Below are 15,559 nucleotides of genomic sequence, written 5' to 3' on the forward strand. Positions count from 1 at the left end.
GACCTCTAGGAGAGAGGCCTTTACTCACACAGGATACACGGGATGCTTTCTTGTACTAAATACAACATCCTTTGTTTCATACATAGAAAATCTCTGAATTAACACCTGCCGTAAATCATTTGCTCCTACAACGTCATCTACAATTAATTCAGAAGCTAATTTATATATATCGATATGCTCTTTATATTCCTCATGCTTCTTTTTCACAAAGGCTAACCGCTCCTTAGGATCAGAGATTTCATTAATTTTATTTGAGTACACGGCGTTTACCGCAGCCTCTGGACCCATGACGGCAATTTGAGCTGTTGGTAACGCCACACAATAATCAGGCTCAAAAGCAGGACCCGCCATCGCGTATAATCCAGCACCATAAGCTTTCCTAACTATGACGGAGATTTTAGGAACGGTAGCTGAACTCATGGCAGCAATTAATTTTGCTCCATGACGAATTATGCCAGCCCTTTCTACTTTTGTCCCAATCATAAAACCCGGAACATCCGCTAAAAATAATAATGGGATATGAAATGCGTCACATAATTGTATGAACTTTGCTCCTTTATCAGCTGAATCAATAAACAACACGCCCCCCTTCACCTTTGGCTGATTGGCTATAATACCTACAACCCTACCGTTCATCCTAGCCAATCCGGTAATAAGTTCGCTTGCAAACAGCTTTTTTATTTCAAAGAAGCTTCCTTCATCCACCAATGTATCAATACAATCATACATATTTAATGGTGCATTTTGATTTGAGGGAATGATCTCCTCGAGATGCTTTTCAAATTTTGCATCCACGGCTTTGATGATGCTTGGTCTTTCCTGAAAGTTTTGCGGGAAATATTGCAAATAGGTAATAGCCTTTTCAATAGCTTCATCTTCAATTTGAGCAAGTACATCCCCACATCCGCTGACTGAACAATGCATCCTTGCTCCACCCATCTCCTCTAATGTAACCTTTTCACCAATAACCTTTTCTGCCATTCGTGGTGACCCAAGATACATCGAGGCATTTCCATCGACCATAATCACAATATCACAAAACGCAGGAATATAAGCTCCACCCGCTGCAGATGGGCCAAACAAAATACAAATTTGAGGGATCATTCCTGATAGTTTCACTTGATTATGAAATATTTTCCCGGCCCCCCTGCGATTTGGAAACATATCAAGTTGATCAGTAATCCGAGCCCCTGCGGAATCAACCAAGTACAGAAGTGGAACCTTTAATCTCTCAGCCACTTCCTGAATTCGTATAATCTTTTCTACCGTTCTAGCTCCCCATGAACCTGCTTTTACAGTGGAGTCATTGGCCATAACACAAACCGTCCGCCCCTTAATCTTCCCTAACGCTGTAATGACGCCATCTGCTGGAAGGTCCTCCTTTTGACAATTGGCAAACTTCCCATCCTCCTCATATATGCCATCATCGAATAGAAGCTCTAATCTCTTTCTGACAAAAAGCTTATTTTGTTCCTCAAGCTTCTCATGATATTTCTTGTGACCACCTTCTTCAATCTTCCTAACTCTTTCCCCTAATTGTTCCGAAAAATGTTTCTCCATCTTTATCCCTCCTCGTCCAGTAAATGGAAGTATCTCTTTATTCCAGTATGATTAAGACGTCCCCTTCATTAACAAAATCACCCTCAGCAACCTTTATTTCCTTCACTTTTCCCGCTTCTTGACTTTCCACAGGAATTTCCATTTTCATTGATTCAAGGATAGCAATTTCTTGATTGTTTTCTACTTGATCACCAACTGATATGTTAATTTGAAGAATTGTCCCCGCCATTGTAGAAGTAATTTGCAACACAAAAATTCCCCCTTGTTAGTTAAATCTTTTTACCGATAAATAATTAGTAAAATACTTTCCGCTTTTAAAGTCAGTGTCGTTTAAAATATTTTTAAATAATGGAGCATTCGTTTTTATTCCTATTAGTTGAAGATGGTCAAAAAAACCTGATGCTTTCTGAATTGCTTCATCTCTATTTTCCCCATGGACAATACATTTCGCGATCATTGGATCATAAAAAGGCGTTACCGCTACACCTGCTTTATATCCAAAGTCCACTCTTGTATCACCTTTCCCCCAGTCTAATACCTCAATATGACCCGGTGAGGGCATAAAGGTCACAGGGTCTTCTGCATATAATCGAAATTCAATGGCATGCCCTTTTGATACCAGCTCCTCCTGCTTATACGGCAATGCTTCTCCCCTTGCCACGAGAATTTGCCATTCTACAAGGTCCATGCCAGTAATAGCTTCTGTAACCGGATGCTCAACTTGTAATCTTGTATTCATCTCAAGGAAATAAAAATTCTCCTCCTCATCGACGATAAATTCTACTGTTCCAGCATTCTCATACCCAACTGCTTTTGCTGCCCGGACAGCCGCCTGAAGGATTTTCTCTTTAGCACCCTCTGATAAAAATGGAGAAGGTGATTCTTCTACAACCTTTTGATGACGACGCTGAATTGAACAATCCCTTTCGAATAAATGAACGATATTCCCTGCTTTGTCACCAAAAATCTGGACTTCAATATGGCGCGCATATTGTATGTACTTTTCAACATATACTTTCTCATTTGCGAAATAAGTTTTAGCTCTTTTTTTGGTAGTTTCCAGGTTTTTCAGTAGAGTTTTTTCATCCTCGCACAGAACCATTCCGATCCCACCACCACCTCCGCTTGCTTTTAAGATCACAGGATAACCTATGGAATTGGCTGCTGCCACTGCCTCTTCTTCTGTCATAAGTTCTTTATTACTGCCAGGTACAACAGGAATTCCTGCTTTCAACATCTTTTCACGTGAAAGGATTTTATCTCCCATCATTTGTATGGTTTTGGGGTTCGGTCCAATAAAAATAATACCCTCTTTACTAATTTCTTCGGCAAAGCTAGCATTTTCAGATAAGAATCCATAGCCAGGATGAACAGCGTCGACCTTCTCGTTTTTAGCTATCTGTAAAATGACTTTTTGGTTCATATATGACTTTCCTACAGGAGCTTCACCGATTCGAAAAGAGGTTGTTGCCTCGGATACAAATGGTAAATCCTTGTCTGCATCCGAATAAATAGCAATGGTTTGTATACCCATTTTGTTGCATGTTTTTATTATTCTTGAAGCGATCTCTCCCCGATTAGCAATTAGAATCTTCTGCATCTTTGTTCCCCTTTCTAATTGACATTTGAAGCATCTAAAATCATTTCTTCATAAGCATGCCAATATCCTTCTAATTTTGAAAGCGTTTTCCTAAATATTAAGCAGAATTTTTTGTTAATTTGTTATATAATTAAAGCAATTCTAGTTCATTTGAAGTAGTGAAGATTCCATTCATGTTTATTCAAGGGGAAATAAACTTATACAAAATAAAAACGAATTTCACTGCAACAAGACAAGGGGGAAGGTATATGGGGTACAAAGTTGAAAAACTTAAAGTAAATTATAAAACGCTAGAAGAGTTTAAAAAGTTTAAGGAATATGGATTACAAGAGCTATCGATGGTAGAGGATTTAGAGGCAAATATTATAGAGAACGATAGTGAATCTCCTTTTTACGGAATATATTTTGGAGATAAGCTTGTAGCACGTATGAGCTTGTATCAAGTGGACGCTAAATACAATCGCTACTTTGAACCACCATGTGATTATTTAGAGCTTTGGAAACTTGAGGTTTTACCAGATTACCAGCACAAAGGGTACGGTTCTTCTTTAGTAGCATTTGCGAAGAATATCGGTCTTCCAATTAAGACAAACCCGAGAGTAAATTCAAGAGATTTTTGGGTTCATATGGGATTCCAACCAGTTGAATATGATCTCGGACGCGACTTTGGAGAAAACCCATTAATCTGGTCAAGCGATTTGGAAAAGGAATAAATAGAAAAGCGGACATTTGTCCGCTTTTTCTGTTTATTTTTTATTTTTTTTGCCTATCCTCTTCGTGTAAAACAACCATCTTTCTAGCTCTCTCCATAATGTCTATAAGCGCTTTATAATCTTGTTCAATAAGCTTTAGTTCCTTTTCAAGCTTCTCATTTTCTGCTGCTAAATAATAAAGCTGTTTTTCCAATTCTTGGATGTGCTTTTTATAGTTATCATGCTCTTCCTTTTGACTCGAATCTGCTTTATCGTACAGTTCCTTTAAGAAAGCAACAAGGTCATTGAATTCTATTTGATAGGAGCGAGTCTGCGGCGATTCCACTAAAGGTTGCTCAATTAAAGAACTTTCTTCAAACTCCTCAAGCTCACTTGGGGCAATAGCATTCTTCTTTAGTTCTTTTCTCTGTTTTTTTGCTATTTCAATTCCAGATTTGTATTGCTTACGTACGTATGAATTCCATCTGAATCCACAAGCAGCAGCGGTTCTTGAAAGTTGTTTTCCTACTTCCTCAAATGCTTGCAGCTGTGTTCCACCTTCTCTAATATTACGTAAAACTACTTCAGCAAGTAGCAAATCTTCATCTTGTGACCATGCATCTTGACGATTTGTTGGCATTGTCAAATCCCTCCTAGTGTTTTTTATTCATACATATGCTTCTACTAGGAAAGATAGACTGATAATGTAAGAGGTTTCGTAACAATTTCGTAAAAAATATTTATATATTACTATTTTTTCTGTTAATGAATAGGTTCACCTTCTCATGGTGGGCTTCTTTTTCCCATAGAATGGAACATTGACGAACTTCTCTTATCACTTGCTCCTTTAATCTAAGAGGATCTCTTTTTCGAAGAACGATTTCTTTATAGGCTTGAAGCACTTCTATCTCAATGGATGGCATCGTCTCTAGCCCTGCCCGTAAGCCTTCTAAATGACTGCCTTCATACATATAATCAATAAAACCCATTTCTTTTAACTCTGGAGCATCGTAAATTTTTGCTTTCATAAGCATTGATAGAGCTTGACTAGAAGGTAGTCTCTCAAGGAGCATCGTTCCCCCACCCCATCCAGTTGTAATGGCTAGATTTCCTTGTACAAATCCAGCTCTAGTATTGAAATGAGCAAAGCGGAAATCACACGCCGTTGCTATTTCACAACCTCCACCAATCGCTATTCCGTTTAATAAAGCAATAGTCGGTTTTGGAAGCATAAATAAGTCAAATAGAATATTTGCCATTCTTGAGAGCATGTCGTATGCTTCTTCCTCTGTCTTTAATTCATGGAAAACAGACAAATCCCCACCAGAACAAAACGCCTGGTCTCCTTCACCAGTTATAACCAGTCCTAAATGGTGGGATTTCTTAACTTTATCAATAGCTTTTTGAAGACCGTCCATCACTTCAAAATTCACTGCATTTCTTCTTTCATGTCGTTTAATAACAAATTGTAAAAAGCCTTCTTTTAGTTCTATAATCTCGTAAGCCAAAAAAATCCCTCCTGCAGATAAAAGAGTGAAAAATACAAAAATGCAAAAAGCGCCTTACTATTAAGTAAGACGCTTACGCCATTCAAATTAGTCGTTTACAACTTCTTTTCCTTTGTATGTTCCACAAGCTTTACATACACGGTGAGCAAGTTTCATTTCACCACAGTTTGGGCATGCTACCATACCAGGTACTTGTAGTTTAAAGTGAGTACGACGCTTTCTTTTCGCAGTTTTAGATGTTCTTCTAAAAGGTACAGCCATTCTTCCCACCTCCTTAAAGAGTATTAAGAAAGTTATGAAGTCCAAGTTTCCTTGAGCCTCAAATGTTTCTTGTCTTCTTCACATTCATTGTGAAGAAGGATCATTTTGATCCAGTAATTTCGCAAGTCCCGCTAGACGAGGATCAATCTTATCCTGCTTCTCCTGTTCGTGAATAACTTCCCAATCTTTACCCGATTGAGGAGCACCATCCGTCCCAGTATAGTCTTCACAAAATACTTGCATTGGTACTTCTAGCAAAAGGATTTCTTGTATGACCGGTAAAAGATCAATCACTTCACCTTTTACTTGATGAACTTCCTCTTCCAGCTCATAATCGAGTCCTTTTAAGAGGAAAGTTTCTGTTGTTTCGACATCAATTGGAAAATTCACGTCAACTAACGTACGAGAACAAGGCAACACGAGATAACCCTTTATTTTCAAATGAAAGGTTACTTTTGACGAATCTATATCAGCTCGTCCCGTCACACGAATTGGTGATACGCGACGTATGGTTGGATCAATCTTTATAATCTCTTCCATATTAACTGTTTCATCGACAGGAAAGTCCTTGCTTCGATATTTTTGTAACTGACTTAATGTCCATTTCATACGAATCACCTCAAGGCAACAAAGGTAATTATAGCTTTCATATAATTATTTGTCAATATTTTTTCTTTACACTATAATGTAGACATTAAACATCGTTCTTAATCGTAAAAAAACATTATTTGCTTATTATCTTTATTTTTCACAATAAAATCAAGGAGTTTTTTATGAAGGCTGTCGGAGTAGTAGTTGAGTACAACCCATTTCATAACGGACATTTCTACCATGTAGAGCAATCAAAAATTTTGTCAGGTGCTCATGTGGTTATTGCTGTCATGAGCGGGCCTTTTTTACAGCGAGGAGAACCTGCTCTTTTATCAAAATGGCATCGAACTAAGATGGCATTATTAGGGGGAGTTGATATTGTCTTCGAACTGCCTTATGCTTTTGCAACACAAAAGGCAGAAATTTTTGCTCGTGGGGCGATTGACATTTTAGCTGCAGCAGGTTGTGACTACATCTGCTTTGGTAGTGAATCAGGTCAAGTAGAAGACTTTTATTCTACCCTACGCTTTATTCAGACACATCAAGAAACATATAACCATTTAATTAAAAAGAATATGGATGAGGGAATGAGCTACCCAAGGGCAACTTCTTCTGCGTTCCAAGAGCTTAGCCCTTCAAATCAGATGATGGATCTATCAAAACCAAATAATATTCTTGGCTTTCAATATATTCGAGCAATTGAAGAGTTAAACCTAAACTTAACACCGCTAACCGTAGCCAGAAAAAATGCAGGTTATCATGATCCAGAATTATCCTCTACCCATATTGCAAGTGCGACAAGCATTCGTAAATCTATCTTTTCGAATGACGGACAATTAAATGAACTTTCTACTTATGTCCCAAACACCACCTACACAGAACTTGTGGACTTTAAGAGACAGTTTGGCCATTTTCTTCAATGGGAAGACTTTTGGCCACTTCTTCAGTATCGTATACTCACTACTGATAAAAGTGAACTCGCTAGAATTTACGAAGTAGAAGAAGGAATCGAAAATAGAATCATACAAATGGTTGAAAAAACAAATTCATTTGCCGAGTTTATGACCTTGCTTAAAACCAAAAGGTACACATGGACACGTTTGCAACGGCTTTGCATACATATTTTAACCAATACAAATAAAGAGCAAATGAGAGCCCTTAGCGACCGATCAAGATATCTTCGCTTGCTCGGTATGACAGATTTGGGAAGGCAGTACTTAAACAAGTGGAAAAAGCACAGTAGTCTGCCAATTGTCTCAAGACTTGCCTCCTACAACGGAAAAGAGATTGAACTTGATATTAAGGCTGCTAAAACCTATTCACTGGGTTTTGAGAAAGCCCATCGTCAGAGCGCTCTATCCTTAGAATATACCCAAGCACCTATGTTCCTTTCAAAAAAAGAAGAATAGCCCGGACGGCTATTCTTCTTTTTTCTCTAATGCTTCTAAATACTTGATTGCATCTTCAAATGTATTAATCGGTACAATTTTCATATTCGTATCAATATCTCTTGCTGTTTGGACGGCTGCTAAATAATTTGAGGCCGCAGCACCATCCTCATTTGGCGCAAAGAAAATTTCTGCATTTGCCTTATCAGCAGCAATAACCTTTTGTTCAATGCCCCCAATACGTCCGACCGTACCGTTTGCATCGATTGTACCAGTGCCTGCAATATTATAACCTTTTGTTAAATCCTCTTTTACCAATTGGTTATATATTTCAAGAGAGAACATAAGTCCAGCTGAAGGTCCTCCAATATCACTTGTCTCAACAGTAACCGCTGGATCTACAATAATTTCTTTATCATCTACTAAACCAATTCCTACTCCTACCTTTGTTTGATCTGCTTCAAATGCTTTTAATGGAAGAGTAACTTTTTCTTCTTTCTCATTACGTTCAAAATATAAAGTAATTGTATCGCCTGCTTGTTTTTTACTAACATAGTTGATAAATTCTTCTGATGATTGAAACGTAAGTTCATCTACTTGAAATATTCGATCACCAGCCTCTAATTGCCCCATGGCAGGCATTCCATCCATAACACTTAGTACATAAACACCTTTAAATTCAAATGAGATCGGTTTTTTCGCTTTTTTATAAGCTACCTCAATTGCAGCAAGCTTAGAGGTAGACATAGAATGCAATTGTCTTACTTTATATTCCTCATCAGTTTCTTCTTCCGCTCGAATGGCTGATAGAGGATAAATTTCTTGGTACTCACTTATTTTTGCTATCATATACGTATAAATATTTGCTTGCCCCATGACAACCGTAGTGAGCATAAAGCTTCCTTCTTCCTCGTACCCACCTTCCACTTCAATAATGGGTTCAAGTTCCTTCGCCATTCCGGGCTTTGTTATATAATATGGTAGTGAAAAAAAGGCGCCGACTAGTAAAGCAATGGCTATTATATATAATAAGATACGCCCGATCCATTTTTTGTTCATTTTATTCTAGTACCCCTTCCAATTACTTAACAGCTCTTTAATCTTTGGTACAGCTTTAAGAGCCTCTTCCTCCCCTATTGCGATAATCTCCTCGATATTTGTAAATGCACGAGAATTAAACATCTGTACAGGAGGACGAATCATGACATCGGACTTTACTTCACGATTTGAAACGAGTTCCATTTGCATAATGTCTATACTTTGCATAATCACATCATAAATCGTGGTAATTTCTGCTGTAGATTTTACTGGACTAACATCAACTGCAACGATAATATCTGCACCCATTTCTTCCACGACAGAGACCGGTATACGGTCAACAACACCACCGTCTACAAGTAAGCGTCCATTATGCTTCTCTGGTACAAAAATCCCAGGGATGGAGATGCTAGCTCGAACTGCATCAGCTATGGGCCCCTCCTTGAAAACAACCTTTTCACCAGTCATTAAATCAGTAGCGATTACCGCAACCGGAATGTCTAACTCTTCTATATTTTTCCCATGAGTAAATACCCGGATAAGCTCCTTTACTCGTTTTCCAGCAACAAAGCCCATTTTTGGTACAGTATAATCTAAATAATATTTTCTTTTAAATGCTTTTGAAAGTTTGTATAGCCTCTCTACATCTAATCCTGCCCCATAAAAACAGCCCACTAGTGCCCCCATACTGCTTCCAGCAACAAAATCAATTGGGATACCTTCGGCTTGTAACACTTTAATTACACCTAAATGGGCAAAGCCTCTTGCCCCACCAGACCCAAGTGCTAATCCAATTTTCGGACGAGACAAGTACTCCTCCCCCTTTAAAAAGATTGTGTTACATATTCTAATCTTATGGTCTATTTTCATTTTGTATGAGTATATTGATTTATGAGGACAAGACCTATAAAAGAAATCCTTATTTTGTAACCTTCCATGTAGGGGTCCCCACTTTTCTCATATTTTATCACTTCTTTCCATACTTGCACAGTAAGTTCACCTTCAAGGGAGGATATAGGTGTGTTTCGATCCAGACTGAAAACCGTTGTATTAGCACTATCTGTCACATTAATGGCTATTTCATTAATAGCTTTCCCACAAGAATCTGTTGATGCGTCGATTCGCGGCTTAGATATGTGGTGGGAAATTGTCTTTCCTTCTTTGCTTCCTTTCTTTATCGTATCAGAAATGCTTATAGGTTTTGGAGTTGTTAAGTTTATTGGCGTATTATTAGAACCCCTTATGCGTCCACTATTTAAAGTACCTGGTGTTGGAGGCTTTGTTTGGGCAATGGGTATGGCATCGGGATACCCTTCAGGAGCTAAACTCACTGCGAGATTACGGCAGGAAGGACAATTAACTAAAGTAGAAGCAGAAAGATTGGTTTCATTTACAAATTGCTCAAATCCGCTCTTTATATTTGGAGCTGTTTCCATCGGTTTTTTCGGAAATGCAAAACTCGGTTTTCTATTGGCTTTGGCTCACTATCTTGGGAATATTTCCGTGGGATTGATCATGAGGTTTTACGGAAATGACACAGAGGAGAAAAAACGTACCAAAGAGCAGAAATTTTCTATTATTCTCGCATTAAGAGAACTACATCGTACAAGATTGAAAGAACAGAGACCTTTAGGACGACTGCTAGGAGATGCGGTCATGTCTTCCGTACAGACATTACTTATGATAGGTGGATTTATCATTTTATTTTCAGTGATAAACAAGCTTCTGTTCCATCTGCACATCACAGCATTCTTAGGTCAGTTTGTTGAGTTTATCCTTGTTAGCTTACATCTACCCGATGTGTTAAGCATTCCCTATATTTCTGGATTGTTTGAGATTACCTTGGGAAGTCAGCTGACGAGTCAAGTTCAAGAAGCTACCCTTATGCAACAAGCTGTCATTACTAGTTTTATTCTTGCCTTTAGCGGATTTAGTGTACAGGCACAGGTAGCAAGTATCACCTCTCAAACCGATATTGCTTTTAAGCCTTTTTTTATTGCTCGTATTATGCACGGGTTTTTCGCTGCTATTTATGCCTATTTACTTTGGGGAATCGTATACGAAGGATTAGCTAAAAGTGACCAACCCTCGAACGCCATCCCCGTATCTGTCCTAGAAACAGGATCATGGGCTTTAAACACGTATTCTTATCTAGCACAAATCGGTCCACTCGTGACCATTGTTTCTCTAGTAATCTATATTTTGGTTTATTCAAGAAGATTGAATGTAAAATGAAAACGAGCACCTCAAGGTGCTCGTTTTTTTTATGTATTTACTTGACTGTGTTCTTTTCTAATAGAGCTTTTTCTACAAGAGGTGGCACCAATTCAGAAATATTTCCTTTGTATTTTGCTACTTCTTTTACAATACTTGAGCTTAAGAAAGAATACTGACTATTCGTCATGATAAAAAATGTCTCGATTTGGTCATTTAATACTCTATTCATACTAGTGATTTGCATTTCATACTCAAAGTCTGAAACAGCTCTTAATCCACGAATAATGGCACTTGCTCCTACTGAGCTTGCATAGTCCACAAGCAACCCCTGAAACGAGTCGACCTTAACATTCGGTAAGTGTTTTGTTACTTCTCGGATCATTTCTGTACGTTCTTCAACTGAAAATAAAGGTTTTTTTGATGAATTACTTAATACTACTACAAAAACCTCGTCAAATACTTTTGCCCCTCGTGTAATAATATCTAGATGGCCATATGTAATCGGGTCAAAACTTCCTGGACAAACAGCAATACTTGCCATAAGATGTCACTCCCTATTCTTCTTCCGATTTAAGAACATAAATTGAAATGGAAATAATTCCATAATTCTCGAATTTCATTTGCTTCAAACGTCCAACCTCAACAGGAAGGACAACATCCTTTGAATGCTCACAAACAACAATTCCATTATTCGTAAGGAGGTTTTCATTTTGTATGGTTTCAAGCAAGTGTTCAAGTTGTTGTTTTTTATATGGAGGATCTAGAAAAATATAGTCAAACCTGATCTCCCTTTTCATTATTGCTTTTAAAGCTCGATCAGAATCGTTTCTATATACCTCTGAGTGATCTAACAACCCACATGTTTGCAGGTTCTCCTTAATTGTAGCAATTGCCTTTCCATCACGATCGACAAAGATTACTTTTTCTACTCCACGACTTAGCGCTTCAATCCCAAGTCCACCGCTACCAGCAAACAAATCCAGTCCTATTCCGCCACTGAAATAAGGTCCAATAATATTAAAAATCGATTCTTTCACTTTATCTGTAGTCGGTCTTGTTGAGTTCCCAGGAACCGCTTTCAATGCTTTCCCTTTATATTCACCAGATACAACCCTCATTGTCTCACCACTATCAATTCATTTTCATGTAAATTTCCTTCTTATCCTAACATAATGTCCTTATGAAGCCAATAGTTGTAACTTATAAAGAAAATATCGATTTTTCGTGTATATCCATTCAAGGAGTGGAAATAATGTAATTAACAACATCTATTCGAGATGTTGTTGCCAACCGCGGAGAAGACTTACGTTTCCCCATAAGTTCTTCCTCCGGTTTCTCCTCTCCCTTTGCCTTCTATCCAGTAGGATATAGAAGGACCCTGCAGAAAATTTTCTGCAGGGTTTTCTTTTTTATTCCGTAGATTCTTTCAGATAGACCGTATTTTCATCCTCATCAATTTGTATGTTAAACAGTGAGGTTAACCATTGATAATTAATATAAATGGTCTCATTTAGTTTCGTCAGTGGATTTTCTAACAGTCCATAGTCTTCTTCATTATAAATAAATATATTTTGGTTAACGTAAAAGCGATAACTATTTAGTCCCTTTGTAAGCAATAAGGTCTCATTATCTGAAAGAACCTTTACTTGAAAACCGAGGGATGATAACGTCTCGACAAATGGGAAAAGCTTTTGATCACCCATATAAATAATGTGGAGGTCTTTCTGAATTTTGCCCTTTAAAGATATATTTCTCTTTTCTAAGAAATATAAAGGAACCAAATTCGAATCTTCATTTTTATTATCTTCAAAGAACATAGTTGGTTTCCCCATTACCTTTACCAGAATTTCATCTAACTTTTGAGGAGTATAAACATTTCCTTCTGACAAAAATGTTTGGAGATAGCTCTCAAGTTCCTCTTCAGTCAGCTTCAATTTTAATTCTTGGATCACTTGATTACTCTTAGAAATTTGACTTTGACTGTTTAATAACAATGACACATGAAGATCCACTAACCAGCTTTGTTCTATCGGAAGATTGTCAAACTTTAATTTTAATAATGAGTAAAGCAGTTTCTTTTCTAACATTTCTGGCTTTATGTCTGGACGAGTAATAATTATTCCGTTGCCATTGCCCTCTTGTAGCTGGTTGGTTATTACCACTGTCAAGTGGGATCTGTTAGAGATCTGCTGTATGGAGGTAAAAGTTTGACCAAGATTCCCCTCTTGCTCAGAGTAAATCATAAGCTTACTGTCCACTTCTTCTTGCACTAAAGAATCCGCCTGCCAATAAAGAGAAGGATTAGCCAATTGGCCCTCAAATACATAATAATCAATAAGATCAAGCTTTTTGTTTCCTATTAAGGGAATACCCATTGCCCATGTTCCATTTCTTTTCGTTGAATCAGTAAGCTCGACCTTTGTATCTGTCACATCTACGTTTGAAAACGAAGCTAACCACTGATTGAAAAGAAAAGCTTTTTCGTTAGGTTTTATCGGTAATGTAAATTGTATTTGAATATTTCCTTTATTATCGGGTTTTATTGATGTTACACTTTCTTCCTGTTTTTCACACTTTCTTCCATCTTCAAGAAGACATTGCCAGATAGTCACCCCACTAGGAAGAGCAAAAGGTATTTCCTTTTTTCCTGTAAGACCACTAAGCTTTTGTGTGATTACTAACTTGTCTGATTCTGTATGAATAGAAATCTTTTGACTCGCAAGCTCCCTGTCAACAGGCTGATCCATTTCCTTTGAATAGGCATCCCATTGCCAAAATAACAAACCACATATGACAGCTGATAATATGATAAAAAATGTGAACGGTATCTTCCACATATCTATTCCCCTTGTTAAAATCTCTTAAATCTCTTACCATTACAATAGCAGATAGGAGAAATAACGTCACACAGATTTTTTGAAAAATTTACGAAATTTGACTTAGTTCGACACCATTCTGCGAGTACAAAATAACTAAAAAGGAGGTCATTTTACTTGATCCAAAGGTTTATTGAATTAGGAGAGGGCTATTCAGACATCTATGAGTTGCTAGAAATTGCCAAAGCAAATAAACATCGACTCATGCATTTCATGGCGTTACATACAGAAAAAAATAACAGGTCTGTAACTTCATTAATCATCGTTTTAAAACCCACTGATCCTGGAAACTTCCAACCACTTTATGTGTGTCGTGAAGGAATTCCGAATCCGCATGTGACAAAAAACAAGCGGTTTGAGTTATTCGAAAAGTAAGCTTTTGAATACGGGAAAGAAATCATTCAATTTGATGTAAAACCTTCAACGGCTTTTTCGGAAAAGGAATTATTCTATCAATATGTAATAGGTATCTTACGTTTAAATCATTATATCGCTCCATTACAATAAAAGATCAGGAAGGGTATCCCTCCTGATCTTTTAAATTCCCATTTTATAGTCGTATTCCTTTGCTTTATCTGGCCTCGAATTTTCATATTCAACCTTTAAGAATGGTTTAAAGGATGGCTCGACTTTTTTGACAAAGGAGTAGCTTTTTATTTTTTCCATGATTGTTTCAGTTTCATCTTGGTTGCAATATAAGACCACGTACTTCAATCTTTTTGATACATAATGAACATTCCCAAATTTGCGAAGCATTTTCGCTTGCTTAAGAGAAAATAGCCATACAATAATTCCTTGACGTTGACCTAGCATCGCTTTACTCCTTTTTCATTACACAATTGTCTTTTTATTCTAACACATACGTGTGTATAAAAAAAGCATAGGAATAATCCTATGCTTACAGTTAGTTTATGAGCAACCACAGCTTCCGCCTGTGCTGCAGCCTCCACCACAACTTGATTCAAAGAACGGATTTCCGGTTGGAACCTTGATAAAGTCAGATACTGACCGGCCAATGAGTACACTTATTTCATCAAGAAGTGACTGTAGATCGTTCTCCGCTTTTTTGAATTCAGCTACATTAAGGTCGAGATCGACTTCTCTTTTCAAGTTACGGATTTCCATCATGACGGTTTTATAATCAGGATGATATCTACCAAAGCGTTCAACCTCTTCATAACGATCCTTCATTTGAATAAACGCTTTAATTTTCTTTTGTGTTTCTTTATCTTTTTTTACATTATTCAAGCATATATAATAAGCCTCAACGACAGTTGACTCGAGCACCATTGTAGCTAGTTCTTCCGCATACTCTAGAATTTCCATACTTTCTGATGTAGCAAGCAATCCGCTCACCTCCGATTCATATTTTACCATGAATGTACGAAGAAATGAACTTTTTACATCCTACCTTATGAGAACTTCAAAATCTTTTATCATATCTTCTCTTTTTTGGTTCTTTTCAACGACTTGTAATTGAATTTGATGGGAGCCTTTTGAAAGCCCTTTAATAATAAAGGCAGCTGTTGTTACTACTTTTTTTTGTTTCCCATCTACTGAGACAATTAAGTTCGTATTACGATTTGTAAATGAAATATTAGGAATATAGCACTCAACATAAACATTATTTTCCTTCACATGGTGCTGAACTGTAAATGAATGTTCTGATTTCATTCCTAACACTACCACATCATTTTCTGCTCTTACAGTGTGCATAGGTACAATAGAAATTTCTTTTTTCACTTCAGGATCTGGGATATCTTTATGACATGCATTTAACATAAGTCCAATCAGAAAAACGAATACCATTTTCCTTACCAATTTGGCT

Annotated in this window: 18 protein-coding genes and 1 pseudogene; 4 read left to right on the forward strand and 15 right to left on the reverse strand. The window is 37.3% G+C overall.

Going from position 1 to position 15,559, the window contains the following annotated elements:
* Window positions 1-24: 24 nt before the first annotated feature.
* From M3175_RS06080 to M3175_RS06090, 3 genes are read right to left on the reverse strand one after another with little or no spacing between them, the layout of a single operon-like run.
* Window positions 25-1,560 carry an acyl-CoA carboxylase subunit beta gene (locus M3175_RS06080; protein ID WP_251515906.1) on the reverse strand — a complete coding sequence of 512 codons (1,536 nt, stop codon included), beginning with the start codon at window positions 1,558-1,560 and terminating at the stop codon, window positions 25-27.
* Between the two features lie 37 nt (window positions 1,561-1,597).
* Entirely contained in the window at window positions 1,598-1,810 is a 213-nt protein-coding gene (locus M3175_RS06085; RefSeq protein ID WP_251515908.1) for an acetyl-CoA carboxylase biotin carboxyl carrier protein subunit, read from the reverse strand.
* A gap of 15 nt (window positions 1,811-1,825) precedes the next feature.
* The gene (locus M3175_RS06090) at window positions 1,826-3,160 is read right to left on the reverse strand and encodes an acetyl-CoA carboxylase biotin carboxylase subunit (RefSeq protein ID WP_251515910.1); all 1,335 of its coding nucleotides are present in this window, start codon (window positions 3,158-3,160) and stop codon (window positions 1,826-1,828) included.
* Window positions 3,161-3,408: 248 nt separating this feature from the next.
* Here M3175_RS06090 and M3175_RS06095 point away from each other — a divergent pair, with 248 nt between their 5' ends.
* The gene (locus tag M3175_RS06095; RefSeq protein ID WP_251515912.1) at window positions 3,409-3,873 is read left to right on the forward strand and encodes an N-acetyltransferase; all 465 of its coding nucleotides are present in this window, start codon (window positions 3,409-3,411) and stop codon (window positions 3,871-3,873) included.
* Between the two features lie 40 nt (window positions 3,874-3,913).
* Here the strand turns inward: M3175_RS06095 and M3175_RS06100 are convergent, their stop codons facing one another.
* The 4 genes from M3175_RS06100 to M3175_RS06115 all read right to left on the reverse strand — a co-directional run bounded on the left by M3175_RS06100 (window position 3,914) and on the right by M3175_RS06115 (window position 6,230).
* Entirely contained in the window at window positions 3,914-4,492 is a 579-nt protein-coding gene (locus M3175_RS06100; protein ID WP_251515915.1) for an RsfA family transcriptional regulator, read from the reverse strand.
* A 100-nt stretch (window positions 4,493-4,592) separates the two neighbouring features.
* Entirely contained in the window at window positions 4,593-5,360 is a 768-nt protein-coding gene (locus M3175_RS06105) for an enoyl-CoA hydratase/isomerase family protein (protein ID WP_251515918.1), read from the reverse strand.
* A gap of 87 nt (window positions 5,361-5,447) precedes the next feature.
* A complete protein-coding gene (rpmF, locus tag M3175_RS06110; protein ID WP_023615018.1) occupies window positions 5,448-5,621 on the reverse strand; it encodes a 50S ribosomal protein L32 in 174 nt (57 codons plus the stop codon).
* 84 nt (window positions 5,622-5,705) lie between these two features.
* A complete protein-coding gene (locus M3175_RS06115) occupies window positions 5,706-6,230 on the reverse strand; it encodes a YceD family protein (RefSeq protein ID WP_160545690.1) in 525 nt (174 codons plus the stop codon).
* 164 nt (window positions 6,231-6,394) lie between these two features.
* Here M3175_RS06115 and M3175_RS06120 point away from each other — a divergent pair, with 164 nt between their 5' ends.
* A complete protein-coding gene (locus M3175_RS06120; RefSeq protein ID WP_251515921.1) occupies window positions 6,395-7,621 on the forward strand; it encodes a nucleotidyltransferase in 1,227 nt (408 codons plus the stop codon).
* A 9-nt stretch (window positions 7,622-7,630) separates the two neighbouring features.
* Here the strand turns inward: M3175_RS06120 and M3175_RS06125 are convergent, their stop codons facing one another.
* Together M3175_RS06125 and M3175_RS06130 are read right to left on the reverse strand one after the other, a co-directional pair.
* The gene (locus M3175_RS06125; RefSeq protein ID WP_251515924.1) at window positions 7,631-8,659 is read right to left on the reverse strand and encodes a SepM family pheromone-processing serine protease; all 1,029 of its coding nucleotides are present in this window, start codon (window positions 8,657-8,659) and stop codon (window positions 7,631-7,633) included.
* A 6-nt stretch (window positions 8,660-8,665) separates the two neighbouring features.
* Window positions 8,666-9,448 carry a patatin-like phospholipase family protein gene (locus M3175_RS06130; protein ID WP_251515927.1) on the reverse strand — a complete coding sequence of 261 codons (783 nt, stop codon included), beginning with the start codon at window positions 9,446-9,448 and terminating at the stop codon, window positions 8,666-8,668.
* Window positions 9,449-9,658: 210 nt separating this feature from the next.
* Here M3175_RS06130 and spoVV point away from each other — a divergent pair, with 210 nt between their 5' ends.
* Entirely contained in the window at window positions 9,659-10,873 is a 1,215-nt protein-coding gene (spoVV, locus tag M3175_RS06135; RefSeq protein ID WP_251515929.1) for a dipicolinic acid transporter SpoVV, read from the forward strand.
* A gap of 37 nt (window positions 10,874-10,910) precedes the next feature.
* Here the strand turns inward: spoVV and coaD are convergent, their stop codons facing one another.
* The 3 genes from coaD to M3175_RS06150 all read right to left on the reverse strand — a co-directional run bounded on the left by coaD (window position 10,911) and on the right by M3175_RS06150 (window position 13,692).
* The gene (gene coaD, locus M3175_RS06140) at window positions 10,911-11,396 is read right to left on the reverse strand and encodes a pantetheine-phosphate adenylyltransferase (RefSeq protein WP_251515931.1); all 486 of its coding nucleotides are present in this window, start codon (window positions 11,394-11,396) and stop codon (window positions 10,911-10,913) included.
* Between the two features lie 13 nt (window positions 11,397-11,409).
* Window positions 11,410-11,973, reverse strand: a complete 564-nt coding sequence (rsmD, locus tag M3175_RS06145; protein ID WP_251515933.1) for a 16S rRNA (guanine(966)-N(2))-methyltransferase RsmD — start codon at window positions 11,971-11,973, stop codon at window positions 11,410-11,412.
* Between the two features lie 291 nt (window positions 11,974-12,264).
* Window positions 12,265-13,692, reverse strand: a complete 1,428-nt coding sequence (locus M3175_RS06150; RefSeq protein ID WP_251515935.1) for a stalk domain-containing protein — start codon at window positions 13,690-13,692, stop codon at window positions 12,265-12,267.
* A 156-nt stretch (window positions 13,693-13,848) separates the two neighbouring features.
* Here M3175_RS06150 and M3175_RS06155 point away from each other — a divergent pair.
* Window positions 13,849-14,238 (forward strand): annotated as a pseudogene (locus tag M3175_RS06155) (DUF7147 family protein).
* A gap of 30 nt (window positions 14,239-14,268) precedes the next feature.
* Here M3175_RS06155 and M3175_RS06160 read toward each other — a convergent pair.
* The 3 genes from M3175_RS06160 to M3175_RS06170 form a co-directional block, all read right to left on the reverse strand.
* Window positions 14,269-14,544, reverse strand: coding sequence for a YlbG family protein (locus tag M3175_RS06160; protein ID WP_119707429.1), 276 nt, complete (start codon window positions 14,542-14,544; stop codon window positions 14,269-14,271).
* Between the two features lie 96 nt (window positions 14,545-14,640).
* A complete protein-coding gene (locus M3175_RS06165) occupies window positions 14,641-15,078 on the reverse strand; it encodes a YlbF/YmcA family competence regulator (protein ID WP_251516287.1) in 438 nt (145 codons plus the stop codon).
* Between the two features lie 60 nt (window positions 15,079-15,138).
* Window positions 15,139-15,552: a hypothetical protein gene (locus M3175_RS06170; RefSeq protein ID WP_251515937.1), complete on the reverse strand. Its 414-nt coding sequence runs from the start codon at window positions 15,550-15,552 to the stop codon at window positions 15,139-15,141.
* Window positions 15,553-15,559: the final 7 nt, after the last annotated feature.

The sequence above is a fragment of the Robertmurraya korlensis genome, from assembly GCF_023715225.1.
Taxonomy (GTDB): Bacteria; Bacillota; Bacilli; order Bacillales; family Cytobacillaceae; genus Robertmurraya_A.